Here is a 26,935-nt window from a genome sequence, read left to right as displayed (position 1 = left end):
ACGTCGATAATTCGCCCTCTGGTGGTTTAAGCGTGGATGGGGATGTCGATTCTGGCAGGAGGCGATGCCGTGACGGATATGTATGTCGCGTATGCGATTGTCGCTGGACTCTCGATTGCAGCATTCTTTGCTGTCCGCTCAGTTTCTAGAGATTGGTCGTACGGCTCACTAAACTTTCTCGCTGTCTTCATCGTCCTGGCTATCTCAGGGTATTCCTGGTTTCTGTGGGACAACGAAGTGATGACCTATTGGCTTCCCTTCTCAGCGCTATTGGTGCTGGGAAACTGGTTCCCGATCGGGGCGGCCGCGATGGCCGCCGTTGTCTCGAATCGGCTGCAAGATCAGGGATCACGACGAGCGTTGCCGATGGCGGCGATGTTGTGCGTGGGCGGTTTTGCGGCCGTTTATATGGTTCTCGGCAGCCCGCCCCGTTGTGGCAACTTGTGGAGTAGCGACGGAATTTGCTTTCAAACAACGCAAAAGACATGTTCCGCCGCGTGCGCCGCGACTCTGTTAGGACAATACGGCCTTTCGGCTTCGGAGCAGGAAATGGCCGAGCTTTGCTTTACCCGCAAGGGAACGTCCTGGAAGGGGGTTTACCGCGGTTTAAAGCTCAAGACGGCCAACGCAAATTTGCATGTTTCGGCTGAAAGAATCGATTTTGATCAACTTGCCCAGTTAAAACGACCTGTTTTGCTTCAGGTCGGTATTCCGCAATGGCAATCGCAGAACAATGCAAATGGGCTTGAGCAGGAAGAGGGGTGGAAGCCAGGAGCGATGCACTCGGTGATTTGTCTGGGGGTGCTTAACGAAAATCAGGTGTTAGTCGCCGATCCAAATCCAAGCATCGGCGTTGAAGTCTGGCCACGTGAATCTCTGCAACGTCTCTGGCGCGGCAACGCAATCTATTTGACGCCGGAGGCGTCCAGCCAAGCCGGGCTAATTGAAAACAACCTGCGGGCTCAGTACGCCTTCCACTAAGGGGCGGCAATGGTCTGAATCAAGCGTTCTTCCGTGATCAGAACCTCGATCCGTAGGTCGTGCGGCTCTACTGGTATCTCGTTCGCAAGTTGGCATTCAAACGCCAGGGCAGAGATCGTCGTCTGCGATGGCATTTCGCCCAGCAAGCGATCGAAGTATCCCTTACCATATCCGAGCCGATTGCCGCGTAGGTCAAAAGCGACGCCCGGCAAGATCGCCGTCTCGATTTCAAGCGGTGAAATCGCTTTCGAATCTCGAAGTTCAATGCGTGGTTCTAAGACACCAAAACGGCCTTGGGTAAGTTCCGCAAGATCGCTGAGCAGGAAGAGCCCCAAGCGTTCGTCGTCTAGGCAGTAGGGAACGACAACGCGTTGACTGCTGCCGAGCAGCTTTGTCAATAGCGGTCGCGTCTCTACTTCGCTACGTGCACTGACGTAGCATAAAACGGTGGTGGCCGATTGCAGAGTCAACCACTCGGTGATTCGCGAAAGGATCTTAGCGTTCTTTTCAGCTCGATCGAGCAGCGCGTCTCGGTCGGCTAGATGGCGTTGTCGGAGGATCTGTTTAAGTCGAATTACGTCGGGCACAGCAGGGATTTATTTGAGGCAGAGGTTAGGGAGCCAAGGGTGGGAACAGCGGCTGGCCGAAGAAGTAAAGGTGCAGCACCGCGCTGGAGCGTATTGCTGCGACCAGCAGCAGAAACATCGCCAAGATCAGCAGGAACCAGGCTTGGCGAGCGGGGGTTGCACCAGCACGCCAAATAATGATGCCGACGGCAAATATGGCGAGCGGAGCCCCAGCGATCGATACCAGGCAAAGCAGCGCACCCAAGCCGCCGGTCCCCAACGCAAGCGGAAGCCAGGGGACTGCTCGCTGAGAGCTTGGAGTTTCATCCACCATGCGAAAGGGAGAGTCCAGCCGAAGCGGGGGACTGGGAACCAGTTCGGCCGCGATGATCTCATCCTCTGTGGCGTCGTCTTGGCTGATTGCTGTCGTGATGTCATTCGGCTGCGGCGCAGAATTCGTGGTCGTCGGGGGAGAATGGAGATACTCTGGGAGGATCTGCATTCGTCTCACCGGCGGAATGTCTGCGAGCGCATCGATTTCAAATTCTCTGCCGCAGCGCCAGCAGCGGTTCACAGCGCCGATGAGCTCTTCTCCGCAATTGCTGCAAATTGTCGACACGGGGATGGTCCGCCTTTGGAAGGCTAGTGGATCTGAATCGTCCTAGATCGTAGCGTAATCGATCTGGAGCACGATCGCGAGAGAATGCGATGGGTGTTGGGTTCGAAGCAGAAAAAGCCCCGTTCGCAGTCGGCGAACAGGGCTCTTTGTTGATCAAAACCAGGCGAAGGCTATTTCGCTTTGGCTTCTTTTTCTTTCTTGCGATCGGCGACGACCTCTTCTTGGATGTTCGACGGAGTCGGCTTGTAGCTGTCGAACTCCATGCTGAACGTGCCTTGGCCTTGCGTCATGCTTCGCAGGATCGTCGAGTAACCGAACATGCAGGAGAGCGGAATTTCGGCCGTGATGACCGAAGTTTCGCCGTTCGAGTCGGTGCTGGTCACCATACCGCGTTTGGCGATCGCATCGCCGGTAACGGGGCCTTGGTACGCTTCCGGCACCTCGATTTCGACCTTCATAATCGGCTCAAGCAAAGTCGGCTTCATCTTCATGAAGTTCTCGCGGAAACAGCCCTGGGCACAAATGCGGAAGGCCATTTCAGACGAGTCGACGTCATGGTACGAACCGTCCTGCAAGACCACCTTCAGGCCTACCACCGGAAATTCAGCGACCGGACCCTTGAGTAGTACGTCTTCAAAGCCCTTTTGGACCGCTGGGATGTACTCTTTGGGAATACGCCCCTGCGAGACCTTGTCTTCAAACACAAAGCCGTCGCCACCGTCATCCAGGGGTTCCATCACGCCGACAATGTGAGCGTATTGGCCTGAACCACCGGTTTGCTTTTTGTGCTTGTAGTTGAATTCAGCGGCCTTGGTCGGGGCTTCGCGATACGAAACCTTCGGTGGGCCGGTGACAACTTCCACTTTGTACTCGCGTTTGATCCGCTCGACGTACACTTCAAGGTGCAGTTCGCCCATGCCAGCGATCAGCGTTTCCTTGGTTTCTTCGTCGGTAAAGACGTGGAAGGTCGGATCTTCCTTGCGGAAGCGCTGGAGGGCTTTGCCCAATTTGTCGCTGTCGTCTCGGCTTTTTGGCGCGACCGAAATCTTGATCACCGGAGCTGGCACAAAAATGCTTTCCAGTGAGCAGTAGTTGCGGTCCGAGGCGTAGGTATCGCCTGATGCGCAGTCGATACCCATCACGGCGACGATGTCACCAGCGGTCGCGAAATCAATTTCTTCTCGTTTATCAGAGTGCATCCGCACAATCCGCGAGAAGCGATCGGTTTTGCCGGTACGCTGATTAACGTAGCCTTTGCCCTTTTCGATCTTGCCTTGGTAAATCCGCATGAAGGTCAACTGGCCATACGGATCTTCCACGATCTTGAACGCCATGCCGACAAGCGGCGCGTCGTTGTCGCACGAGAGCGGGATCAGGATGGTCGGATCGGTTACATCCTTCGCCTTGTATTCAATTTCTAGCGGCGAGGGTAAGTAGCGGGTGACTGCATCCAGCAACGGCTGAACGCACTTGTTCTTATAGGCGGAGCCCATGAAGACCGGCGTAATGTTCAGGCCGATGACCGCATCGTGGGTCACCTTGTGAATCAGCTCGGACGATGGTTCTTCTTCGGCGAGCAGCAATTCCATCAACTCGTCGCTATAGAGCGAGAGCGATTCGAGCATGTGCTGACGAGCGTCCTTCGCCTTTTCCAGCAGATTGGCCGGGATTTCTTCCGTGCGGATGATTTCTCCCTGAGCACCATCGTTGTAGTAGGCTTTCATTTCGACCAAGTCGACAACGCCTTCCAGCTTGTCTTCCAGTCCGATCGGAATCTGGAAAGCGATCGCGTCGACGTTCAGCTTGTCGCGCATCTGCTGGATGACTTTGTCGGGGTTGGCTCCGGTGCGGTCCATCTTGTTGATGAACGCCAGACGCGGCACTTTGTAACGCTTCATCTGGCGATCGACCGTCAACGATTGGGCTTGAACGCCACCGACCGAGCACAGCACGAGCACGGCGCCGTCCAATACGCGGAGACTACGCTCAACTTCGACCGTAAAGTCGACGTGGCCGGGGGTGTCGATCAGGTTGATCGGGTGCCCTTTCCATTCGACGCTGGTTGCTGCGCTGGTAATAGTAATACCGCGCTCTTTTTCGAGCTCCATGTGGTCCATGGTAGCGCCGTCGCCGCCGCCGCGGACGTCTTCGATCTTATGGATACGACCGCTGTAAAACAGAATGCGCTCACTTAGAGTCGTTTTTCCCGAGTCGATATGAGCGGAGATGCCGATGTTTCGCAGTTTGGCGAGGTTCATAGTAAAGAGTTCAAAAAAGGTAGAGGTTGTGAAGGAAAGCAACTCAAGCGCGAGCGCTTTGTATAGTTTTGGGAACCGACGCAGGTCGGGGGAGAGAGATCCCTAGAAAGGGAGCCGTTGCGAAGAACCTGCGCGAGACAATCTTAATGGATTGGGCGAAACGGACTAGGTCACTTCATTGGTCCGCTTGCTGCGCACGTTAAACGCCTGGCTAGGCGCGAATTCCTGGACCGACCGTGATAGGGCGGCGTTTCGGCAGTCGTATTTCCACTACAGAAAACATGGAATCGCGTCTCGCAAATTCATAAGTGCTTTAGAGGTATGGCTTTAGCCAGAGATGCCACCGCTTCTTAGGTCGGCAGCCGTCTACGGCATGCTTCCAATCATTATCACGGTCTCATCCGCAAAGTCTAGCCACGAAGTATCCGTCGCGGTAGACAAAATTCATTTACTTTTTATTCAGAAGCGGGAATTACCTTGTGGGTTCGCGAAAAGGCTGCTTCGATTGGTAAAGTTTTAGCCGCTCTTCGATCTGTTCCGCATGCGTTGCAGTCGCGATCGTTTTGGCTTCCTCCGCCGTCTTTGCTGCTTGGTCAAATTGGCCAAAATTTGCCTGCGCGGCCGCTAAAGTATCGAGATAGCGAGCGTCTGGAGTTTCGAGTGCGGCAGCTGCTTCGGCTGCGTAGCGTAGCGCTGCTTCGGGGTCGCGTACATTCGATTGAGGGCAAGTAGCTAGCACCCAGGCCATGCCTTGCTTGGCTCGAGCCAGATTGGGGTCGAGTTCAATCGCCATTTGGTAATCCTGTAGGCCGCGCTCCCAGTATCCCAGGTCGCTATAAGCGTCAGCGCGATTGGCGTAGCCGAGCGGATCTCGCGGAGCCAGGCGGATCGCTTGGCCAAAATCGGCCAGCGCCGCCTGGTAGTTTTCGGCCAGATACTGAGCATTTCCGCGACTATTGAAGGCTCCCGCGTCGCTCGGCTTCAGTTGAATTGCTCGACTGTAGTCGCTGATCGCCTGACGCATGCGGCCTGACTGGTAGTGGAGTTCGCCACGATTGAACCACGAATTGGCGTACTTGGGGTTGAGCTCAATCGCGAGGTCAAAATCTTTGATTGCTGCCTCACTTTCCCCTGCGGCGGCCAAGCTGACGCCGCGATTGTGCACGGCGGTAGCCAGCTTGGGCTGAAGCTGGACAGCGGCGTTAAAGTCAGCCAGCGCCGCTTCTTCTAGCTTGGTGATATCGGCAGGGTCAGTCGCTGCGGCAGCTTTGTCGGCCAAGCTTTCGCCCCGTTTATTGAGAGCCCAGGCCTGAAGTTGATCGAAATATTTTTGGTGTTCTGGGGGGAGTGTCAGGTTTTGTGCTTCTTCACAGATCGCGATGATCTCAGCATATTCTTCGCCGCTTTTGGCGGTTTTGCTCTGCTCTGCAGCGGAGCGGACAAGGACATTGATTTGGGCTGCATCGTCCGCTGTCGCGAGTGATAGGCAGGCGAGCAGCAAAGGAAACGCAAGGATGGAGGGCAGCATGAGCGCGCGCATGATTCGTTACGGGACCTAAGGAATTTTGCGAAGAGGGTTTTGGGGCTTTCTCTTCCAGGTTATCGAGAAAATTGCCCGCATTCTAGTTCGACTGCAAGGATTTCAACGATTACGCGAGCCTCCAAGCTGCTGGGCGACACGAATGTTTCTTTTTCCCAACAGTTTCTTTTTGACAGCATGAAGTCCTGGTGTACGGTTAACCGTCGCGTGAGCTACATCAGGGGGTAATGCAATGATTATGGAGAATATTCCGCAGTTAGAATCAATTTCTGACAGTGGGCATTCGCGAGGACGCGTGCTGGTTTGTGATGACGACACGATGCAGCGTGAAGTGCTAACGCACGTCTTGCAAAAGAACGGGTTTGAGACGATCGACACCGGCCTGGGGCGCGAATGCCTTCGTTTTGCGGCGAGTGAGTCGATCTCGGCGCTGCTGCTCGACATTGATCTGCCGGATGCGAGCGGGCTCGATATCTGCGAAGAGCTTTCTGACGCACAACGAACCCATCATTTGCCCATTATCTTGGTCAGCGGCATGCACCGATCGGACTTGGTTCGCTCGGCTCGACGGCGTGGTGCGCGATTTTTTCTCCAAAAACCATACGACCCCGCAGCGATAATTGCCCTGCTAGAGCGAGCTTTGGACGAAACATCTCCCTGGTAATTGCGTTTAGGTGGTTGAAAAGGGGGTAGGTAGTTTGATATCCTATCCTCCTTCCACTCAACATTAAGTTTTGCAGAGGGACCTCCCAAGGTCCTTTGACGTCCGGAGAAGTTCGTGGGAACTAAGAAAACGGGAAAAGGTCGGCGGAAAATTGGTCGTAAAAAGCGACGTATGCGTGCGAAGATCCGTCATCGCAAGAAGTGATTCATTCGCCGAATCAACTTTCTAAAAGATCAAAAGAATACGCCGAAAGCGACGGCCTCTAGGTCGTCGCTTTGTGCTGCGCAGGTTGGAGATTTAGTCGCTTTTCTTCCCTCTTGAGGAGGGAGAGCCGCTTCTGTTTTTTTCTCTCCTGGGCCTCGTCGAAAGATCGCCCGGAACGCCCCAACTGCTATAATCTAACTAGTCGTCAGGGGTTTCTTTACCGTTTCGCTTCCTCAGCGAAAATCATGGGACCACGCGGGGAAGAACTGAATAAATTGTAAAAGGCGTCGCATCCTTGCTTGTCTAGGCGTCGTTCTGATCTCCTCGCTTTTCGTAGAACTTGATTGTCCATGTTTCGACTTCCCGCTAGGCCGCCGCGCGCCGAGTTGGTCGCATTCATTGCAGCCTTCGCCTGCTTTATGCATGCGGGTATCACCGCCGCGCAGATGACCCCGCCAGCCGGAACAACACGGGCCACCGTCGAAGAGGACACGGGGCAAAAGTTCTACTATCTGAAAGATGCGAACAACGAATACAGGTTTGTTGGAGAATCCCTGTACGAGGAGTACCAGCAGTGGTACGACGAGTTTCGCAACAAGGGGGGAGGCACCAATCTTCCGAAGTACGTAATCAACCGGATCGACGTTGTCGGTAAAGCGGCTGACGGATTTGTCGATCTTGATCTCACCTACAAGATCGAATTGGAGAAGGAGGGCTGGTTCAAAGTTTCGTTGGGCCTTGCCGGAGCGGCGCTTCGATCGCCGCCGACGTTGTCCGATACGTCTCCGTTCGTAATCGGGTCCGATCTGAACACAGGAAAATACGTCCTCTGGCTGAAAAACGATTCGGGCCGGTCAGAGCATCAGGTCGAAGTGCGGCTACAAGCGGCTGTTCGGACCGAAACCAATGGAGATCAAGTTCGGTTCAATTTGAATGTTTCGTCAACGGCGTTGTTTCAGGTGAAATTGTCACTTCCGCCGGACGTGGAAGCGACCGCGGCAGGAAACGCGTTTGTCACGTCGAGCGAGCAGCAAGCGGACGCGACTGTCGTTACGGTCGAATCACCCGGCAGCAGCAGCACGCTACAGCTGACTTGGGGGCCGCGACGCCGCACGATGCAAGACGATGTGGCCATCTTGCGCGCCACCGGCGATATCGTGGCGACCATTGAAGATGATTTGCAATTGAAGACGACCGCTAGTTTGCGGATGACCTCGCTCAACGGAGTTCCAATCGAATCGTTCGATATTCGCATTGCCGACGGCGCAGAGTGGGTTCAGCCGTCGCAGACGGTCGATTATCAGATGCGCGAGGTCCTATTGCCGCAAGGGGAAGGGATTGAGCAGCGTTTTATTCGCGTGCAACTCAACAACAAGTCTTCTAGTTGCGAGATTGAACTGAAAACAACTCAAGCGGGAGGCTCTGATTCGCGGGAAAGCCGGTTCACGGCAGGGTTGTTTGACGTCTGGCAAGCAAAGGAGCAAGAAGGCAAGCTTCGGCTTAAATACAGCGAAAACGTGATCGCCAGTTGGAACATGCGCAACTATCGTCGCGAAACGGTCGACGATTCAAGCGATGAGCACTCCGCGTTTTCTTACGCTGCGCAGCCTGCCGAATTAAATATCAAAGCGACGACGAATCAGCCGACGCTCCAAGCGACCAGCGCCGCGTTTCAGTTTGTAATCAATGAGTCCGTAGCGCAAGTTGACGCCGACTTTATCTTTTCGGTCCCCAAGTCGTACAGCGAATCGATTGCTTTTGACATGCACGGCTGGCAAAACGTCGTGAAGTTTAAAGAAAGTGATGTCGATTGGGCGCAAGTCGAAACCGTGGACGACGAATGGATCGCGCCGCTCCTGGCGACCGGTATGGAACGTACGACGTCAGCGCGGCTGGCGCGAGTTTCGTTCACGGCCTCATTTCCGCTGCCGAAGGACGAAATGGGAGTGGTGACGCTGCCGATGATTCGCCCGCAGATCGCATCTCCCTCGGCCGCGTCAATCACCGTTCGCACCGCGCCGAATCTGAAAGCTGTCCCGGACCTGGGAACGGACTCGCCTTTTCAAATCGACGTGCTCGCACAAGACGACAATCCGAACGCCCAGCGGCTTCATTTGCGGATGATTCCAACCGATGCAATGCCGCCACTTCGTTTAGAGTTAGAGAAGATTGAGCCGCAGTTATTCGTCACACCACGAGCCTCTATTGATATTGAACCTCCACTGCAAGCGTTGGAGTCCGCGCCGCTCGATTCACGCTGCCAGGTCGTTCAAACTTTCAAGCTGCATGCGTTTTACGGTGAGATCGGCAGTTTGCTGTTGCATGGGGCTCCACGCTCAGCGCTGGCCGATCTGGTGATTCGTTTGGATGGCGAGGAAGTTGGCTACGCACAGTTGCAGGCGCCTTCTGACGGAACGGAGCCCGCTTTGCGAATCGATGTTTTAGGGCGACCGATCGAAGCCGAATTAACGCTCGAATACAAAGTCAGTTCCCCGGCGGCTGTGCTAGCTAGTTCTGGCGAATTAGCGCCGATGATAACGACCATTCCGCTGATCTCGCTGGCAGCTGAGCAGTCGTCATCGGCTCCCATTCAGGTGGTGATCCGACCGACCGAACTCTCGATATCATCGCATACGGGGATCCAAGTGGTTGCCCCTGATCCGGCTTGGACCCAAGTGCGTAGCACCGACCCCAGTGTGTTGCTGAAGTTAGAATCGGTTTCGACCAGCGAAAGCGCAGCGCCGACTGCGGTAACTCTAGAGTTCTCCAAGCGTCCCGGCGGCATCGGTGATTTGCGAACGCGAGTGAAACGTTGTTGGATCCAAGAGGCGCTGACATCCGACCGTCGACGTACCCGAGTTAGCTTTCTGTTGCAGACGCGGCAACCGTCACTGACATTGCACTTGCCTGCCGACGCGAAAACGATCGAAACCAACTGGAAGAATCGGCAGATTGTCAGTGATGATCATGACGGGATCACGCTGCAAATTGATCCGTCAGAACTCTCTCGCACGACCGCGATGGATACGCTGGAAATTTGGTACGAGAATGAAGATCGGGGACTCGAAAGTTCGGCGCCTCTGGAAGCTCCAGTATTGGACGACGCGGTTTATCTTGAGCCGGTTTACTATCAACTGGCCTGCCCCAGCGATTGGTTTTGCCTGTCGGCGCCTGGCTTGACCGAAGAGATGGATTGGGAATGGGACGGCTTAAGCTACATTCCGGTCGAACGAATGCATCAGGATCGACTCGAAACCTGGGCAAACGCTAGCACCCAAGGTGCTTTCCCGCCGGGGATGAGTCAGTATCTTTACAGCTCGATCGGCGCTCCAAAATCGATCCAGCCTTGGTTTGTTCGCCGTCGTAGTTTGATGCTCGCGTTTGGGGGCGTCACGCTGGCGGTCGGGCTTGGGCTCTTCTATCTACCACATCTGCGTCGCGCGTCGGTCGTCGGCGTGTTGGTCGCGATCATGGCGGCGATGGCGATATTTTATCCCCATCATGCGGTGTTGCTGGGCGGGATGGCTTCTATCGGTCTCGCCTGCAGTCTGTTTTCGATCATCTTGTATTTCGCTTTGGGGCCGCGTCGACCAGCGCGAACCGTGGTTCGTCGGGCAGGTTCGGAATCGCAAATGCGCGCCTTGCCAACTGAACCGCAAGAACCTGTCTCGACGACTGCCGGTTCTGCGCTGCTAAAGTCCACATCGGCGGAGGCGTAGCATGTCCCGATTGACTTTGGTTCTAGCCGCATTTTTCATGACAGCGGTGGGCGGATCGTTCGCTTGGTGTGACGACGCCGTTACGCCGATCGAGTTTCGTCGGCTTTACGTTCCAGTCGGGCAGGAAAAGATTTGGCCGCGCAACGGATTCATCTACGCGCCGGTCATCCGACTCAGTGACTTCGAAAGCGGCATCCAGGCCATCCGAGCGACTCGCGGCGGCCCAGGCGACGTCGCGCGGATTCGCACCACCGAATTGGTGGGCCGCGTCAGCGAAAGCATGATCGAAGGGGAAGCAAGTTTCGAGTTGTCACTAGCGCAGGAAGATTTTGATCAAGCACAACAGTTCATTTCGTTCCAAGGAACCAACCTCGAATTCTCGCCACTCGAATTGTTAGCTCCTGCTTCGATTTCGAATCAAACATCGGCTACTCGTCCAGGCTTTAGCAATGGCGAAGTCGGTATCTGGGTAGCGGAGGTCGCGCCAAAGTTGCGCTGGCGTGCCGTCGCAGCGGAATCGGGAGAGTTTTCGCTCCGCTTGCCTCCGGCTGCCGCTTCCAGTTTGCGACTTTTTCTGGGCGCGGACCAGCAGATTCAGTCCGACATCGGCATCGTGCAAGAAATCTCGTCGATGGGCGCTGAAAGCGGAGAGTGGCTGTTGCTTCCCGACGCTTTAGGTCAAATCGATTTTCGCATTGTCGACCGTCGCGACGCCAATTCGGCTTCGCCGCTGCATGTCGCCCAACATGCGGACTACAAAGTGGGGGCCGCAAGCATCTCTGTCGCGACTCGATTCATTTGCGTATCAACCGCCGAGCCGCTGCGCAAGTTTGAACTATCGAGCGACGCTCGCTTGATTTTGTCTAGCGTTTATCTGGTTGATCGTCAGCAACGTCGTCGCGATGTCGCTTGGGAGCAGTCGCCCCCAAACGAAGCAGGCAAGCGAAGACTTACTGTACGCATTCCCGAAAATGAAGATCCACTTTCGGAGTTTGAATTTATCGGAGTAGTTCCGGTTGAACATTCGCCTTCCACTTTCATAGCGCCTCTGTTGTCCGCCGATCCGGCTGTGTGGCAAGAGGGAGAGTTGAGGGTCTCGCTCGATGATGCTTGGCGCATGACTACCTTGGGAGTGCGCAGTGGAAAACAGATTCGCTTTGATGACCCTAGTGATGGGAGTAACGTGACGGCACATTTTGTGCTGTTTTCCCCGACTGCTGCGGTTGATTTCTCTCTCACCCGCGTCGAGCCTCGCTTGCGTTATCAAGTCGGTAACTCCGTTCAGATTGAGCCAACAAAGATTGTGACGCAGACCACTGCGATCATTACAGCGGACCAAGGGGAGACGCTGGATCTCAGTTTTGGTCTCTTGGACAACGGCTGGAGCGTCGATGCGCTGACGACCGACTTGGATGGGTCGACCGAAACGTCTCTGGATCGGTGGTATGTCGCTGACGATGGTCGATTGAACGTCCGGCTCAAACGGCCGATCACTGCTACCGGATCGGTCACACTGCACGCCAAGTTTTCGCGGCCGCGTCGTGAAACCGAAATAGGCTATGACACCCAAAAATTAAAACCGTTGCAGTTTGACGGCCAAGTGCTCGCAGACTGGATACGCATTTCTGCCGATGAAACGCTAGAGCTTCGCCCTTCGCCTGAGTCTGCTGAATTGCTTGTCGATCCAGCCACGTTACCCCAAACCGCGAGTCCGCTGCTGCCCGGCGAAACAACGCAGCCCAATGCGTTGGTTTTCGCCACACGCTCCCCTCGCTACGGCGATCCCGTCGTGCTGGCGACTCCGAAACGAGGCGGATATCGCGTGGTAATCCGCTGCGATGTATTGCTGCGAGATAAAGAGATGAAAGAACGCGTCACGATTCGGCTTGATGGCGCTGGCGATTTCAGTGAGCCGTTGCTTTTGCAGGCGACAGAACCGATCGAGGAACTGCAAAAATGGAGGCTAAATGACGGAATCGTCGTAAACAGTACTCCAGTGCACGCCCAAGGCGCAGACGCTTCGAAGCTGGCGATCTACGAATTGCGTTTGCCGCCGGGAACGACTTTGCCGGTGACTTTGACGGCCGACTTCTCGCGGCCGATCTCGACAACTGTTTCTCCTGTTTTGTTGGTGACTCCGCAAGTTGCAACGCAGACCAATCAGTTGGATATCGCCGCCCCTCGCTTGTGGCGACTCTCGGTGAGCGAAGCGTTTCCCCTGTCGCCGATCTATGAAATTGCCGCACCTGCTGACGGGCCCTTACAAAATCGCCAGTATCGCTATCGAGCTAGTGATGTCTCACGTGCAAACGAATTAGAAGGTCGCCCGGAGCTATCGATTGAAAAGCAGCCGGTGGAGCTTGCCCCCTATGCGGAGTCGGCCAGCTATCGCTACTCGCTTCGCCACGATTCGGTCCTGGCTGACGCAGACTATTGCTTAGTCGCTTCCGATACTGGCGTTCTAAAATTTCAATTCCCGACGAATTGTCGATTGCTGGCTGCCAAGTTAGATGGCCAATCGGTTGTCGCGCGTGCGTTGGGGGACGATCGGTATGAGGTCGAAATTCAGGGCAGCGCTCGCAGTCAGATTTGCTCTATTCGCTATGAATCGGCGCCCCCCAGTTTTCCGTTGTTGCGACCATTCGCTCTGGCTCGCCCTCAGACCAGCTTTGACATCTTGCAAGCTACAATCAGCGTTGAGACCTCGCAGCTGACTTTTTTTTCCTGGGATAAATTGTTGTCTTCGCACTTGCGAAGCATGTTTCTTCATGGACTGCACGGTTCCGGCGAAGACGCTGCACATCGCCAAAAAATGGAAATGGACGATTCGGCGATATCAGTTTGGGCAGTCGATCCGCAGCAGGTGCAATCGCTCGGTTACGCAATGTTGGGGATCGCGTTTTTGGCTGGTTGGCTGACTCCTAGCCGGAGAATCGGATTGCTGATTGCGGCGCTCGTAATCTCCTTTGCGTCTGTCTTGCTCCCGACGACGTTGGCGCCGATCACGGCTGGGTTGTTACAGGGACTGGCGGCAGGCGTCATTGTGCGTTGGTTTGCGGCGTCATGGCGCGAATCAGGCTCTGGCAGTGATTCACGCAGTCTGACTTCAACCGCTGGGTATTTGCTGGCCTTTGTTTTCCTCTTCCCCGCAACATCGCTGCTTGCCCAACAACCGGCAGCCTCCGAAGCGAAATCGGTGATCTATCCCATTTGGATTCCGATCGATGAAGAGAAGAAGCCCACCGGCGATGTCTACTTACCCCAAACTTTGTACGACTATTTGTTTTCGGCAGCGAAGAACCCGATCTACATGTCGCAGCGGGTCGATGTGACTTCCGCTTCATGGCGAATTTCACCGCCAACGACCAGTATGCCAGATACGTTTAGCGTCGCTGGGCTGTTTGACGTCACTTCTCTGGTCAACGGGACTTCCTGGACATTTCCACTAAGTAGCGAGTTTCTAGCGGGGATACAATCGGTTTTGGTCGACGAGATCCCAATGTCGATGGCCGATTTTGCAGAGAAGAGTGAGCTGACGATCACTTTTGACGATGCCGGAGATCATCGCGTCAAAATCGTTGCGCAGCTTCCCGCTGATCAACGCGTGCTCTGGCAGACTCCTCCCTGCTTGAATGCAGAGTTACGGTATGAGTCGATCGCCAGCAAGCCGATCGCAGAGATCACAGCGGATGGAAAACCGTTGCCGTTTCTTTCGCTTTCAACATTTACCAGCGTTCCGTTAGGTGCGATCAGCCAACTCGGCTGGATCCCTACCGCCGATGCGCAGGATGGGCGGTTTCATGCCAGGCAGATCGATCTGTTCCAGATCGGACAACCTTCGCCGACAATGATCAGCCGCATCCAGATCACCCCGATCAGCGGTTTGATCAAAACTTGCAGGCTCCAATTCGATCCCCGCTTGCGCTGGAACAAAGTGAAATTGCCCGGCACAGAAATCGCAACTTCTGAGGGGGAATTGGCAGTGACGTTTGATCCGCCGATCGCCCAACCGGTTGCGTTGGAATTTTCGTTCACGCTGGACAAATCGAGTGGATTGGGATCGTTCGATCTTCCTCGCGTGACCGTGGCGGACGCCGAGACCAAAGTTCGTTGGACTGCGATCGCGGCGCCTGCAAACGTCGAAACCACTTGGCGAAAAGAGGCAAGCGCACTAGCGACCGTCGCAACGCCTGACTTTACGACGGAATGGCCTGTTCCGATCGAAGGCTTACGTCGAGCGTTTGAACTAAGCAACGAGTCGACGACTCCAGCGATTGTCGAGGTCCAGCCGATTGAGTCGCGCCTGTTTATCACCGCAAATCAGTTCGTGCATGTTGGTTCACAGAATTCGAACTATCGACTTGATCTGCAGTTAGAGGCGTTGGCTGGCGAGCCGACTTCCCTCTTAATGGAGATGAACAAGGGTTGGCTCGTGGATGATGTTGCTTTTATTTCAGATGGCGTCGTTCGCGATGTCGATTGGCAGTATGACGAACCAACGTCGCGACTGTCGTTGTTCTTCGCCGCTCCACTTAAAGCATTGGCCGAGTTACGAATCGAAGGGCGCTTTGCGACCGATTTGGCTATAGCGCTGGAAATCAAATCGCCGCGAATCGTCGATGCGCAGATTGATTCGTCCTACTTACACATTTCGCATGATCCAGATGTTCGACTGCGACGCTTGCCCGAAATTGGCGCACCGATGTTCGACACCGCCGCCAGCGAAGCGGCGCAGCCGTTGCAATCGGGCCAAGGTCAATCGTTTGGCAGCTATCGTGTGCTTGATCCCTTCGGCGTAATGCAGCTGACCGTGCAACGTAACAATATGGAACTCGGCGGCGAAATGCTCCTCTCCGCCAAGGGGGGCGAAGAAGGCTGGACCGTGCGGGTCGATTGTCGCCTGCGGCTGAAAAGAATTGTCCCCGATCAGCTCGAGTTTCTAGCTCCGGCCAACTACAAGCTGAAAACAACGTCGTTGCTCGGTTTTGATATCACCCAACGCTCTCTGGGCGATGCTGGTGTCATCTGGCAGTTGCGTCCAGTACGGCCGCTTCCTGAAGAATTTCAGATCAGCTTGATCGCCGATGTCGAAACTCCCAACACCGGCGATTTAGTGCTGAAACCGGTTCGCTTGCTGGGGCACTATCCGCCTCAATATCTGGCGGTTCCTCGGTCCTTCAATTCACAGCAAATCATTTGGGGAATGCGCGAGTTGCAGTCGGTTGGGTTTCCAGATAGCTGGTTCGCGATGCATGTTCCGCCCGGCAGCTTGGTCTATCAGTCGCTCTCAGGCAGCTACCAGTGCCGCGTCGATGGTTTGCTGCCGACCGAAGAGATGCCCCGCATCTTGTCGCTGCGTCATGATGTGAAAGTCGCCGACAAGTCGGCATACTTGACGACCACATCGATGTATCTGTCACCAGAGGGAAGCGATCAGCTGTTGTTGCAATTGCCCGCCGAGGCAAAATTGCTTTCGGTCTCGATCGAAGGAAAAGTGGTTTCTCCAACGATCGATAGTAACGGCGGCGTGACGATTCCGTTCTTGTCACGATCCCTACCGCAAAAACTGCAGGTTACCTACGTTTATCAGTCGGCGACGACAGAGTCGGGGCCGCTCGAGGTGCTCACTATCGATTCCCGAGTGACAACTCCGACGCCGCTGTGGCGCATCGAGAGTCAACACCCGCTGCAAAGCGATTTTTCTTCGTTCTCCGTCGTCGAGTGGCGAACAGATCGATTTGCCGAAGCTTGGCGACGTTGGAAGCGTGGAGTTCGCGATAGTGACGCATCCAGCCCGGAACTAGCCGCATGGAAGCAGCAGCGCTTGCTAGAGGTTGACAACGCTTGGCGCTCGTTGGCTACTCTGCTCACCGAATTGCAGGGAGATCGCTTCGATCCGCAGCGTCAGTTTCGTGACATTACTTCTGGCGATGAGTTAGCCACACTGCAGGCGGAAGTCACCAAAGCTGGTCTCTCGTCGCAAGCGACTCCGGCAACTTGGAGTCACGTTTTGTACGGCAAGGCAGATTTCGTTCGGCTGGATCAAAAAAAATCGAATTGGGGCTTCGATTGGCGGCGGCCGCTACTTGTTGTTTGCGGCGTGCTAGCGTCGCTCGCGCTGTTTGGCCTGCTCTGGCGACAGCCCGAATGGATCGATATTTCGGCAGCGTGGATGTCTCGTTGGCCGCACGCGCTTGGCGCCGCTGCTGGGATCGCGTGGGGGCTATTTTTGCAACCGGCGTTCATGGGTTGGATCGTCGCCGCCGTATTTGTCTTGGCGGCTTCTCCGCTTCGATTGGGCCGCAGCGTTGCGAGTGAATCAGGACGATCTTTTCTGGGTAAGCTCGAACGCAGCGTCCACAAAACGCGACGCTAGCATTCGCTTGCCGTAAAAACAGCAGATCAAATGTTGCTCGGGCCAATTCTTCATCTTGGCGAATTGCAGCCGATTTGTTACCGTACCTGCTCGACATTCTTCGCGGGGCGAAATGATATCGCCTCCAGGTTCTGCTGGCTAACATGGAAGGAAGCCGGAATGATTCTCTCTGGACTACGAGACCTGCCGGTGCATATTCGTTGGATGATCCGTCGTGACATGACGGAAGTGTTGCAGATTGAGCGGGCCAGCTTTGAATTCCCCTGGGGCGAGGATGATTTCATCCAATGCCTGCGTCAGCGCAACTGTATCGGCATGGTGGCCGAGCATGACGAGCGCATTGTCGGCTTCATGATCTATCAACTGCATCGCACGCGTTTGCACGTAATGAACTTTGCGGTTGATCCCAATTGCCGGCGCATGGCGATTGGATCACAGATGATCGCCAAACTGGCCAGCAAGCTTTCGCCCCAACGGCGGTCGCAAATCTTGTTAGAAGTGCGTGAAACGAATCTCGATGCGCAACTCTTCTTCCGCAAAGAAGGCTTCAAAGCGATCTCGGTCTTGCGTGACTTCTACGAAGACACGACCGAAGACGCCTATTTGATGCAGTATCGGTTTTTGCAACCGGTCGAGACCGAAACTGGTTCGCAAGTCGCTCGCTTGGCTAGCTAAGCGTCATTTCCCAAATCATCAACAAAGACGCGTCAACTTTACGCGTCTTTGTTCGTTTCTTGACGTCATCTGCCGGGCTCACAAAATGGAGTCCGCCAATGTTGAATATAGGCGACAGACCGAGAGAATGGATTAGTCCGATTGGAGACGGCGAAAACGGAGGAATCGTGTTACGGAGCTCCGCATTCGCGGTTTTTGGGGCGTAGATTATTAGTATCCATCGCCTCAAATCGCCCAGTCCAAAATTCATGTTCCGCGTAGTCGAAATCAACGAAATCGACGCCCTATCAACGATCCGGTCGAATTGGCGTAAGTTGTGGCAGGAAACGCCTTACGCTAGTTTTTTTCAGACCCTTGATTGGCTTCGCATCTACTGGCGCCACTTTGGCCGTGATCAACGTTTGCGCGTTCTGATAGTGCTGGAAGCGGAACGCATCATCGGCATTGTCCCGTTGACCGTGGTTACTGAACAAACGCGAATTGGCTCGGTGCGCGTCTTGACCTATCCGTTGTCAGAATGGGGGAGTTACTACGGACCGCTTGGCTTTGATCGCAGTCTGGTCTTAAACGCGGCGTGCCGCCATATTCGTGAAACGGCGCGCGACTGGGATCTGTTCGATCTCCGGTGGATCTCCACGGATGACATGGAAGAGGATCATTCATTCAGTGCGATGACCTCGGGCGGGCTTGCTGCACACCGGGGCGTTTGGAACGAAACGTCTTTGATCGATCTTCCCGAAAGTTGGGACAAATACATGGCGACTCGCAGTCCCAAGTTTCGGAGCGAGATTCGTCGGAAGACACGCTGCATCCAGCGTCAGGGACAGATGGAAATGTTACGCTACCGGCCTGCGGGCCTGGCGTTGGGTGATGGAGATCCACGCTGGGATCTCTTTAGTCAGGCCTACCACATCGCTCTGTCAAGTTGGCAAGGCTCGGCCGTCTATGGGAATACGCTGTCGCATCCCGAGGTGAGCGGATTTTTCCGCGAGACGCATAAGGCGGCGGCGGAATTGGGGATGCTTGACCTCTGTTTAATCTATCTAGACGGTCGGCCATCAGCGTTCCTTTACAACTACCATCGTGATGGGGAAGTCTATGGATTGCGTCGCGGCAGTTTGCCAGAGATTCATGATCAGGGGATCGGAACCGTGGCAACCGCGGTCACGATCGAAGACTCTTGTCGCCGCGGCGATCGCGTGGTTGACTTGGGCGCCGGTTCGATGCATGCCAAAAGAAGCTGGCTAACGCGACTTGCGCCTATCGGGCGCGTGACGCATTATCCCTCGTTTGAGCCCAAGAGCCAAATGTTGCGTCTCACCCACTGGTGGAAAAACGGACGACCAACCCGTGACGCCGATCGAACTCGCTTGCAGCAAACGGCCAATCAAAAGTAGTCGACATCCATGGTCTAAAGTCCGAGACGTCGCTTCAAAACCGCTCTGACTTTCGCAACATCTACGGCGTATGACAAGCCTGGCAACTATTGGCGGCAGCCACGACCGCCGCTGGTGATGGCGTGGCCGTCGCCGGTTGCTCCTTGCTAGCACGATGATGGCACTCGCTACAGCAGGTCAAATTTGCGAGCGCCGACGCATTCAGCGGTATGACCGCCTGAGCGACCATTTCGGTTGATCGAGCATGTTTTTGTGGCTGACAAACCGCCGGCAACGAAAGATTGACCAGGTAGCGTTCGGCATCCAGTTGCACGTTGGCTAACGTGCGGCCATCGAATCCGCTCGGCGATTTCTGGCCGACCGATCCCCAGTAGGTCGCAATTACCAGCAGCGCGACCAATCCGGCTAGCATCGGGACAGCGACGTTTAACCAAGGGGAACTCGTTTGAGCTTGATTTGCCGGGGGATTTCGCCAGTCAGATTGGGCGTTTTGCCAATAGTCGCCGTCAACTTGGGGCAAGCACTTCGCCTCTGCGGGCAATGTTTCGGACAATTCAGTGGTTGCGGGACGCAAGGCTTCGGCTAGAGATCGGCAATCATGGCAGCAGCGCACGTGCATTCCGATAGCGGCATCCAACGCCTGATCGCCGCTCGGAAAGGGCGCCCTGGTGAGAACGTCAAACACGTCATCGCACGTAACACTGCGAAATCTGTCGGAACGACTTATCATCGAAGTTGATCTCCCATTCGACCGGCGGAAATTGCCTTGGCCGCCAGCAATTCGGTCAATCGGATCATTCCCTTACGAACTCGGGCCTTGGCGGCCGGAAGGCTGCATCCCAACGAATCAGCAATCTCTTGAAACTTCATCTGTCCAAAAAATCTTAGGCGCACCGCCTCGGCTTGCGATGGAGTCAAATTCTCCAACAGGCGTTGGACGTGCTCGCGGCGCTCGGCCGAAATCATCATTGCTAGCGGTTCGGTCGCTGCGTCATCGGCTTGCAGCTCGAATACTGGACTGTCGCCTATCGCGGTTTCGGCCCGTCGGGCGGTCCGTTGATGGAGCCGATTGCAGTTATTGATCAAAATCGTCCAGAGCCAAGTCCGAAAACTGTATCGCGAGTCATAAGTATCCAACCAGCGAAACGCGTTTAAGAAGGTCTGCTGGACAGCATCCTCCGCTTCTTGCTGGCGCCCGAGCCGGCTCATCGCCAGTCTTAGCAGCGGCGATTGATAACGCTGCACAATCACGGCAAATTTTTCTCGTTGGCCAGACAAAACGGCAGTCAGCAATTCGCCGTCTGTCGGTGTTTCTGGCGTGAAAGTCATGGTGTTGGGGGGAAGGTGCCGGCAGGGCTTTTTTTCGGGCGTGGATTGGTCTCAATCTTTAGATAGCGCCCGCCGCAGCAAGTGGATACCTTACATTCTTTACGAACGAGGGAGAATCATCAATGGAAACCCCACCAAAAACCATTTTCAACCCCTCATTGATACGGTAAGATCAAGCTTCATGTCTTTTGACGCCGCTTAGGATCTTAGTGATGACTCGATATCTAACTTCTCGCTTATGTCGTCGCGCTGGAGCATCAAATGTGCCTGTCGTGATGGTGGTTGTGATTGTGCTCTGTTCTGTTTTCGCGGTTTTATTGGTCTGCGGTGGAGTCTTGGTCGCTTTGCTGTTGCCAGCCGTCCAACAAGCCCGCACCGCCGCCCGGCGGATGCAGTCGACCAACAACATGAAGCAAATCGGCCTGGCGCTGCACAATTACGCGGATACCTATGGTTCGTTCCCGCCGGCGTATGTAGCGGATGAAAATGGCAAGCCAATGCATTCGTGGCGCGTGTTGATTTTGCCGTATCTTGAGCAGAGTTTGCTGTACAGCCAATACAATTTTGATGAGCCATGGGATGGCCCCAACAACCGCTTGCTGATGGCACAAATGCCAGAAGCCTATGACGATCCGTCGGTCACGAGTCCCAACGAGGGCGCGACTGCATACCAGGCGATCGCCGACACCAATACAATTTTGAGCGGGGCGACGACAACAAAGTTTCAGGATATCACGGACGGAACTTCGAACACCGCGCTAGTGGTCGAGAACACCGGCGTTTTGGTCCCCTGGCTGAAACCAGATGACACCGATATCGCAGCCTTCGCCCAAGGGATTCCCTTTGAAAACGGTTCGCCCGGCGGGACCAACGTGTTGATGGGGGATGGCTCGGTCCGGTTTATCCACGAAAACACGGCGAAGCAAGTCCTTCACGATATTTCGACGCGGAACGGTGGTGAAGATATTCCCTACGACTATTAACAACGTGACGGCAAAGTGAGGGCCGGCAGTTCATGCCAATTTTTCACGAATCGAAGAACGCCGCTCCTTCACGTTAGCCATGGATCTCGTGCGGGATCACGGCGTTGTTGCTGGGCGTGTTTTTTTACGTCACTTGGCAGGGCGTTTCGCATCCGCGCGACGCCTCACGCTTTATGACAGCCGCGAATTGTTTGAAGCAAATCGCTTGGGGGATGCACAACTATCACGATCGGGATGGATCGTTGCCGCCGCAGTATTTTGCGGATGAAAACGGAACTTCGATGCACTGTTGGCGCGTTGCTGTTACCGTTTCTTGAACAAACGGCGCTCTACGACCAATATGATTTTGACGAACCATGGGATGGTCCCAGCAACCGCATGCTGATGTCGCAGGTCTATCAAGATCCGACAGTGCTTGGTTCCCATGGCGGCGGCACCGCGGATCAAGCGATCGCCGACACCGATACTCTCTTGAATGGTGCAGTAGCGGTAAAGTTTAGCGGCATTACCGATGGAATGTCCAAGACCGCGGTAGTGATCGAGAACACAGCCGTCCACGTCCCTTGGCTTTGCCCCAAGGACACGCAACTCGATCCGTTCACCCCAAGGGATTCCTTGCGAGGCTGGCGAAGTCACGCCTCGTTTTTAACGGGAGCCCCTTAACGACTAAGTCTTCGGCTTCTCAGGTCGCAGCACTAGAACTGGGCAATGTGCCAACCGAACGACTCGATCGGTGACCGAGCCCAGCAGGACTCGCATGATTCCGCTGCGACCGTGCGACGGCATGATGATCAGCTTGGCGCTAATCTGATCGGCATAGTCGGCGATCTGGTGCCCGGCGTCGCCAAACAAGATTTTGATCGTCACATCATTGCCAAGTTCCTTAATGATCGCGTCGGTCGCATGCTTGGTTCGCGAGGCATGGTCGACGGTGTGCCACATTTCGCCTGGCTCACCGGGGGAAAGCTCTCCCAGCACGTGGATCACATGGACCCCACTTGGATCGCCGATCAAGCCAATGGCCCGGCCAACCGCTTCTTTCGAAGCTGGCGAAAAATCAAACGGCACAACAATCGGCGGGTGAGCGAGCCAGGTCATGGGAAGTTCCTTGTTGCGTCGGGCAAAGTAATAGCTTGCCGCAAGATTTTACCCAGAAACCTGCGCATAAAAAAAGCCGGCGTCTTTCAAAAGACGCCGGCTTGGTTGCGAAATGCGAATGCTGGCTCGTGGGGCTCTTTTTGCAGCGCCGTCCGTCCATGAGCGCTCGTGCTTTGATCTTGGCTTAGGCGATCAGTTCTTTGATCACTTTGCCGCCGTTGGCGATTTTCATCGGCCGGCCATTCTTGCTGGTGAACGTCGTTTCGAGCGAAATGCCCATCGCTCGGCACACGGTCGCCATCATGTCTTCGGCCGAGTAAGGTTCGGTCTCAACGCGAGTTCCGTCGTCACTGGTCTTGCCCACGGCGATGCCGCCGTTGATGCCGCCGCCGCCGACCACGGTGCTCCAGCTGCGGGCCCAGTGATCACGGCCGGTGTTGCCGTTGATCCGCGGGGTGCGGCTAAATTCGCCCATCCAAACGATGGTGGTGTCTTTCAGCAGACCGCGTTGTTCCAGGTCAGTCACCAGAGCTGACATCGCTTGATCCATGCCTGGCAGTTTGGTGTCAGCCAAGGTATTGAAGATGTTGGCGTGGTTGTCCCAACCGCCCAGGTCGACTTCGATGAAGGGTACGCCCGCTTCGACCAGACGACGAGCGAGCAAGCAGCCTTGGCCGAAGCCGTTGGTGCCGTACATCTCTTTCATCGCTTCTGGTTCTTCGGCGACGCGGAACGCTTTCATTTGTTCGCTGGTCATCAGGTTGACCGTCTTGTTCAAGATCTTGGCGTGATCTTCGGCGGCTGGGCCACGACGTTGGCTGATGAAACCGTTTTCGACCAGCTTCAACATTTCGAGTCGCTTGGCGAGAGTTCCTTCGCCCATGCCAGACATCTTCAGGTTGCGGACTTGGCCGTTGCTGCTAACGGTGAACGGCGCCCAGCTCATACCGAGGAAGCCTGGTCCAACGCTGCCGCCGCCGACCGAAACGAACGGCGGAATTTCTAGGTACGGACGTTGGTCGAACAACTCGTGCGCGACCACTGAACCATAGCCGGGGTGCTCGATGTTGGGATTCGGGACGTAGCCGGTGTGCATGTAATAGCGACCACGATTGTGATCGGCTTCGCGCGTGCTCATCGATCGAACGACCGACAGGTGCTTCATTATCTTGGCGGTCTTGGGCAGGTGTTCGCAGATTTGCAAATCGCCGGTGGTCGAGATCGGCTTGAACGGCCCGCCGGTGGTTTGTCCGGGCTTCAGATCCCAGAGATCCATGGTGCTGGGACCGCCACCCATCCACAGCATGATGCAGCTTTTGCCGCGACTGGTCAGATCGGCGGCGTTGGTGCGGATGGCGTTGCCCATCATCATCGCCGGAGCGACCATGGCCGAGGCGCCCGCCATGTGCTTCATAAAGTGACGTCGCGACATCCCGGTGGGAATGGACATGATGATTTCCTTGTTGTGATTAACGTTGATAGCTTTTGGAATATTGGTATTCACGCGAGGGCAGAAGCCATCGGTTTAGTGATTCAAAATGAACTCGTTGCTGTTGAGCAGAGCCCAGAAAACGTCTTGCAACGCCGCTGCGATGTTTCCTTTGTGGCTAGCGACCAGGATGCCAGCGGCTTGCATTTCGTTCTTGGTTGGTCGTCTGGCGACCGTCGCCATGTAGAGGTGCTGGATCGCTTCTTTGCCGTCGTCGCCATTGGCGGCCAACGTAGCGATAAAGCTGCCTGGTTTGACGCTTGTCGCTTCTTGGATCAAGTCACCATTAAACATCATCAACGCTTGCGGAATGGTGCCGTTAAAAGTGGTCGCTTCGTCCCCTTCGTCCGTTCCGAACGCAATGGTGAACTGCTGCATCCACATGCTCTTCAGCCGCTCTTGTTCGGCGTAGTCCGCACGAGTTTTATGAGCCTGGGTTGCGACAATCAACGATTCATACAGTTGCTCAGCATCCATCTGACGCAGATAAAAGTGGCTGAACTTGGGTGATTCGCCGATGGTCGGATCATCGATTTCGTTGCCTTTGGTGATTTTGCTCGACAGGCTATAGGGCTGGCTTAACACAATCCACTTGATCAGCTCTTTGACGTTGAAGCTGGCTCCGCGGAATTCTTCACCGAGATAGGTGAGCAATTCTGGATGCGAAGCGCGGTTGTGAGGGCCCATGTCGTCGATCGGTTTGGTAAAGCCGTTACCAAAGAAATGTCCCCAGGTGCGATTGACAATTGCTTCCTGCATTTCTTTCGAGTCGGTGACGAACTTCGACAGTTCTTCACGACGATTGACTTGCGAGACCATCCCGTTGGGGTTGACGTTGGTGCCGTCGATAAACGTTGGGTAAGCGACTTCGATCAGGCCGTTACGTAGTTCGTAGTAAATTTCGGCTTGCGAGGGATTGCCGCTTTCGCCACGGAAGTCGACGTTCTTCAGGCTCATCGCCATTCCCATCGCGTTGTTTGCGGCCATATCGCGATCACGCTGAGCACGGGTTTGGCGGAAGAAGGCGTTCAACTCCCAAAACTTGTCTTGTTTCCAGCTATTGAAAGGGTGGTTGTGGCACTGCGTGCACTGCACTTGAACTCCGAGGAAGATTTGAGCCGTTTTGGCGGTCGCCTGGACGCCATCTTCCTCAAGTTTATCCATGTAAAAGTTGACAGCGCCATTGAAGTTGGGCATTCCTGGGGCGTTAGAGCCTTCGGAAGTGATTACTTCGCGAACCAACTGGTCATAGGGCTTGTTGCGGGCAAAGCTGTCGCGGAGATACTTTTGCATCCCTTCGCGACTGACCTGCGAGTTGTTGTCGAGACCGCCGTTACGACCGATCAGGACGTTGGTCCAGATCGTGGTCCAGTTACGGGCATACTCTTCGGTGTAGGTCGTATCGTTCAGCAGCTTCTCGACCAAGTTCTTTTTGCGATCCTTGCCGCGATCACGTTGGAATTCTTCGAGCTCGGCGACTGACGGAACACGTCCGATGATGTCGAGATAAACGCGGCGGACCCATTCAAAATCTTGCGCTTCGGGCGCTGGGGTGATGCCGTAGTCCTTCCATACCGCGCTGATCTCTTCGTTGATCTTGGCTACTTGCGGGATGCCGTAGTCGTCCGAAGGCCGAGCAGCCATCGAAAAGCTGACCCAGCTCACCGTGAGACAAATAGCCAAGCCGAAACGAGAAAAAGTCGCCATGGGGAAGTGCCTTGAGTTGCTGACAGGAAAAGTGGAGGTTAATCCGTGTCGAAGAATGAGACGGATGTCTCAATCGAGCGAGCAATCTAATAGTACAAACGTCTAGTTTAAACGTGAGTACTCAGAATTTGCAGAGAAAAGATGAGAATCCAGAGAGCATTCCGCCCAGAAGAGCGGCTTATGAAGCGTAATTGGGATAGGTCGAAGTGTTGCACAATCGAGCAGTGTATGATTTTGATGCACGCAAAATAAAACAGGCGAGCTGGCCTCATCGACCAGCTCGCCTAGTTTTGTTGAAAGCGGAAACCACCGTTAAGTCATTTCCGTTTGCCTCTTTCATGTCCCAAAGAAAGCCATAAAGCGTTAAACAGCAATGTTTTTCGCTTTATGGACCGGATCGCCTCTTCACAACGCCGGCCCCTTAATCGTGGTCCTCTTCTCTGTTCCGACCCAATCAAGTTAGCTTCTTCTCATCCCTAGGACAAATAACATAGTTGCAATAGGCGTGCCAAAATCGGGCATCAAGCAAATAATTCTTTAGGCGAGGAAACTTTTTCTAGAGCCTGGGGTTACAATAGGCGAGAAGCAAATTGGTCCCGCTGGCGTCCCTGGATTGACCCAAGCGGCGCTATCTTCTCGAAACCGCCAGCGAAATAACCGCCGAACAGGCCAGGAGCGCCGCTTGTCGATCTCGGAGTCGACCGCCAAACGCTACGAATTGCAAGATCCGGACGTCCGGCTCATGCTTGAGGTGCGCGATGACAGTGCGGCAGCTTTTGAAGAGCTGATGCTGCGCTACCAAAATCGGTTGATCAATCTCATGCATCATTTGATGGGTCGCCGAGATCAGGCAGAAGACTTGGCGCAAGAGGTTTTCCTACGCGTGTACCGTGCACGAAAGTCGTACAAGCCAGGCTCTAAGTTTTCGACCTGGCTTTACACGATTGCTAATAACGTGGCCAGTAATGCTCGCCGCAGCATGGCTCGCCGCAAAGAGATCCAAGTTGACGGCAGCGGCGATCCCGAAATGGGGACTTCCAATCCGTTGGAACGCTTAGCCAAAGCGGCCAGCGGCCAGATGCCGACGCGCGTGATCGATCGGGCCGAAATGGGGGAAGTGGTCCGATTGGCAATGGAGAGCCTCAACGATCGCCAACGGATGGCGGTCCTCCTATCGAAGTTTGAGGAAATGAGTTACGCCGATATCGCCACTACGATGGGGATGTCGGTCGAAGCGATCAAATCTTTGCTCTCCCGGGCTCGAGCCAACTTGAAAATAGCCCTCGAACCTTACCTGGAGCAAGGCTCCAGACCGCCAGCCGAGTGAGCG

The 26,935-nt window shown here is 54.9% G+C and carries 17 protein-coding genes and 1 pseudogene; 9 read left to right on the top strand and 9 right to left on the bottom strand.

From position 1 onward, the window contains the following. Positions 1 to 42: 42 nt before the first annotated feature. Complete coding sequence (locus tag SH421x_RS22305; RefSeq protein WP_488852227.1) at positions 43 to 981, top strand: cysteine peptidase family C39 domain-containing protein; 939 nt, start codon at positions 43 to 45, stop codon at positions 979 to 981. On the opposite strand, the gene SH421x_RS22300 is transcribed toward SH421x_RS22305, so the two are convergent. The 4 genes from SH421x_RS22300 to SH421x_RS22285 all read right to left on the bottom strand — a co-directional run bounded on the left by SH421x_RS22300 (position 978) and on the right by SH421x_RS22285 (position 5,952). Then, complete coding sequence (locus SH421x_RS22300) at positions 978 to 1,568, bottom strand: 5-formyltetrahydrofolate cyclo-ligase (RefSeq protein WP_488852226.1); 591 nt, start codon at positions 1,566 to 1,568, stop codon at positions 978 to 980. The two genes, SH421x_RS22305 and SH421x_RS22300, sit on opposite strands and share 4 nt — an antisense overlap. A gap of 25 nt (positions 1,569 to 1,593) precedes the next feature. After that, positions 1,594 to 2,166, bottom strand: coding sequence for a hypothetical protein (locus SH421x_RS22295; protein WP_488852225.1), 573 nt, complete (start codon positions 2,164 to 2,166; stop codon positions 1,594 to 1,596). A gap of 170 nt (positions 2,167 to 2,336) precedes the next feature. Further along, positions 2,337 to 4,424 (bottom strand): elongation factor G, encoded by a 2,088-nt coding sequence (gene fusA / locus SH421x_RS22290; RefSeq protein WP_488852224.1) that lies wholly within the window; start codon positions 4,422 to 4,424, stop codon positions 2,337 to 2,339. A gap of 472 nt (positions 4,425 to 4,896) precedes the next feature. Continuing rightward, positions 4,897 to 5,952 (bottom strand): tetratricopeptide repeat protein, encoded by a 1,056-nt coding sequence (locus SH421x_RS22285; protein WP_488852223.1) that lies wholly within the window; start codon positions 5,950 to 5,952, stop codon positions 4,897 to 4,899. Positions 5,953 to 6,196: 244 nt separating this feature from the next. Here SH421x_RS22285 and SH421x_RS22280 point away from each other — a divergent pair, with 244 nt between their 5' ends. The 5 genes from SH421x_RS22280 (at position 6,197) to SH421x_RS22260 (ending at position 18,999) form a co-directional block, all read left to right on the top strand. Further along, a complete protein-coding gene (locus tag SH421x_RS22280) occupies positions 6,197 to 6,628 on the top strand; it encodes a response regulator (protein ID WP_488852222.1) in 432 nt (143 codons plus the stop codon). A 554-nt stretch (positions 6,629 to 7,182) separates the two neighbouring features. Next, positions 7,183 to 10,551 (top strand): hypothetical protein, encoded by a 3,369-nt coding sequence (locus SH421x_RS22275; protein WP_488852221.1) that lies wholly within the window; start codon positions 7,183 to 7,185, stop codon positions 10,549 to 10,551. A gap of 1 nt (position 10,552) precedes the next feature. Further along, on the top strand, positions 10,553 to 16,927 hold the full coding sequence (locus tag SH421x_RS22270) for a hypothetical protein (protein ID WP_488852220.1): 6,375 nt from the start codon (positions 10,553 to 10,555) through the stop codon (positions 16,925 to 16,927). Positions 16,928 to 17,086: 159 nt separating this feature from the next. Next, a complete protein-coding gene (gene rimI, locus SH421x_RS22265) occupies positions 17,087 to 17,602 on the top strand; it encodes a ribosomal protein S18-alanine N-acetyltransferase (RefSeq protein WP_488852219.1) in 516 nt (171 codons plus the stop codon). Between the two features lie 401 nt (positions 17,603 to 18,003). Continuing rightward, positions 18,004 to 18,999 carry a GNAT family N-acetyltransferase gene (locus tag SH421x_RS22260; protein WP_488852218.1) on the top strand — a complete coding sequence of 332 codons (996 nt, stop codon included), beginning with the start codon at positions 18,004 to 18,006 and terminating at the stop codon, positions 18,997 to 18,999. A gap of 61 nt (positions 19,000 to 19,060) precedes the next feature. Here the strand turns inward: SH421x_RS22260 and SH421x_RS22255 are convergent, their stop codons facing one another. Next, the gene (locus SH421x_RS22255) at positions 19,061 to 19,729 is read right to left on the bottom strand and encodes a hypothetical protein (RefSeq protein WP_488852217.1); all 669 of its coding nucleotides are present in this window, start codon (positions 19,727 to 19,729) and stop codon (positions 19,061 to 19,063) included. Beyond that, entirely contained in the window at positions 19,726 to 20,328 is a 603-nt protein-coding gene (locus SH421x_RS22250; RefSeq protein WP_488852216.1) for an RNA polymerase sigma factor, read from the bottom strand. The genes SH421x_RS22255 and SH421x_RS22250 overlap by 4 nt, the downstream gene beginning before the upstream one ends. Before the next feature lie 212 nt (positions 20,329 to 20,540). Here SH421x_RS22250 and SH421x_RS22245 point away from each other — a divergent pair, with 212 nt between their 5' ends. After that, on the top strand, positions 20,541 to 21,311 hold the full coding sequence (locus tag SH421x_RS22245; RefSeq protein WP_488852215.1) for a DUF1559 domain-containing protein: 771 nt from the start codon (positions 20,541 to 20,543) through the stop codon (positions 21,309 to 21,311). 173 nt (positions 21,312 to 21,484) lie between these two features. Continuing rightward, positions 21,485 to 21,974, top strand: a pseudogene (locus SH421x_RS22240) (DUF1559 family PulG-like putative transporter). 3 nt (positions 21,975 to 21,977) lie between these two features. Here the strand turns inward: SH421x_RS22240 and SH421x_RS22235 are convergent. The 3 genes from SH421x_RS22235 to SH421x_RS22225 all read right to left on the bottom strand — a co-directional run bounded on the left by SH421x_RS22235 (position 21,978) and on the right by SH421x_RS22225 (position 25,605). Next, positions 21,978 to 22,409, bottom strand: a complete 432-nt coding sequence (locus SH421x_RS22235; RefSeq protein WP_488852214.1) for a universal stress protein — start codon at positions 22,407 to 22,409, stop codon at positions 21,978 to 21,980. A gap of 184 nt (positions 22,410 to 22,593) precedes the next feature. Beyond that, on the bottom strand, positions 22,594 to 23,859 hold the full coding sequence (locus SH421x_RS22230) for a DUF1501 domain-containing protein (RefSeq protein WP_488852213.1): 1,266 nt from the start codon (positions 23,857 to 23,859) through the stop codon (positions 22,594 to 22,596). Between the two features lie 75 nt (positions 23,860 to 23,934). Then, a complete protein-coding gene (locus SH421x_RS22225; RefSeq protein WP_488852212.1) occupies positions 23,935 to 25,605 on the bottom strand; it encodes a DUF1549 domain-containing protein in 1,671 nt (556 codons plus the stop codon). Positions 25,606 to 26,287: 682 nt separating this feature from the next. Here SH421x_RS22225 and SH421x_RS22220 point away from each other — a divergent pair. After that, the gene (locus tag SH421x_RS22220) at positions 26,288 to 26,932 is read left to right on the top strand and encodes an RNA polymerase sigma factor (RefSeq protein ID WP_488852211.1); all 645 of its coding nucleotides are present in this window, start codon (positions 26,288 to 26,290) and stop codon (positions 26,930 to 26,932) included. Positions 26,933 to 26,935 lie beyond the last annotated feature (3 nt).

The sequence above is a fragment of the Blastopirellula sp. SH421 genome (assembly GCF_057808535.1).
The sequence above is the reverse complement of the archived record's forward strand: the minus strand, read 5'-3'. Positions and strand labels throughout refer to the sequence as shown.

What these genes read in the sequence shown, in the direction of transcription:
- SH421x_RS22280 (WP_488852222.1), top strand. Translation starts at nt 6,197, where the DNA reads ATGATTATGGAGAATATTCCGCAGTTAGAATCAATTTCTGACAGTGGG.
- SH421x_RS22255 (WP_488852217.1), bottom strand. Translation starts at nt 19,729, where the DNA reads ATGATAAGTCGTTCCGACAGATTTCGCAGTGTTACGTGCGATGACGTG.
- fusA (WP_488852224.1), bottom strand. Translation starts at nt 4,424, where the DNA reads ATGAACCTCGCCAAACTGCGAAACATCGGCATCTCCGCTCATATCGAC.
- SH421x_RS22270 (WP_488852220.1), top strand. Translation starts at nt 10,553, where the DNA reads ATGTCCCGATTGACTTTGGTTCTAGCCGCATTTTTCATGACAGCGGTG.
- SH421x_RS22235 (WP_488852214.1), bottom strand. Translation starts at nt 22,409, where the DNA reads ATGACCTGGCTCGCTCACCCGCCGATTGTTGTGCCGTTTGATTTTTCG.
- SH421x_RS22225 (WP_488852212.1), bottom strand. Translation starts at nt 25,605, where the DNA reads ATGGCGACTTTTTCTCGTTTCGGCTTGGCTATTTGTCTCACGGTGAGC.
- SH421x_RS22305 (WP_488852227.1), top strand. Translation starts at nt 43, where the DNA reads ATGTCGATTCTGGCAGGAGGCGATGCCGTGACGGATATGTATGTCGCG.
- SH421x_RS22230 (WP_488852213.1), bottom strand. Translation starts at nt 23,859, where the DNA reads ATGTCCATTCCCACCGGGATGTCGCGACGTCACTTTATGAAGCACATG.
- SH421x_RS22285 (WP_488852223.1), bottom strand. Translation starts at nt 5,952, where the DNA reads ATGCTGCCCTCCATCCTTGCGTTTCCTTTGCTGCTCGCCTGCCTATCA.
- SH421x_RS22250 (WP_488852216.1), bottom strand. Translation starts at nt 20,328, where the DNA reads ATGACTTTCACGCCAGAAACACCGACAGACGGCGAATTGCTGACTGCC.
- SH421x_RS22275 (WP_488852221.1), top strand. Translation starts at nt 7,183, where the DNA reads ATGTTTCGACTTCCCGCTAGGCCGCCGCGCGCCGAGTTGGTCGCATTC.
- rimI (WP_488852219.1), top strand. Translation starts at nt 17,087, where the DNA reads ATGATTCTCTCTGGACTACGAGACCTGCCGGTGCATATTCGTTGGATG.
- SH421x_RS22245 (WP_488852215.1), top strand. Translation starts at nt 20,541, where the DNA reads ATGACTCGATATCTAACTTCTCGCTTATGTCGTCGCGCTGGAGCATCA.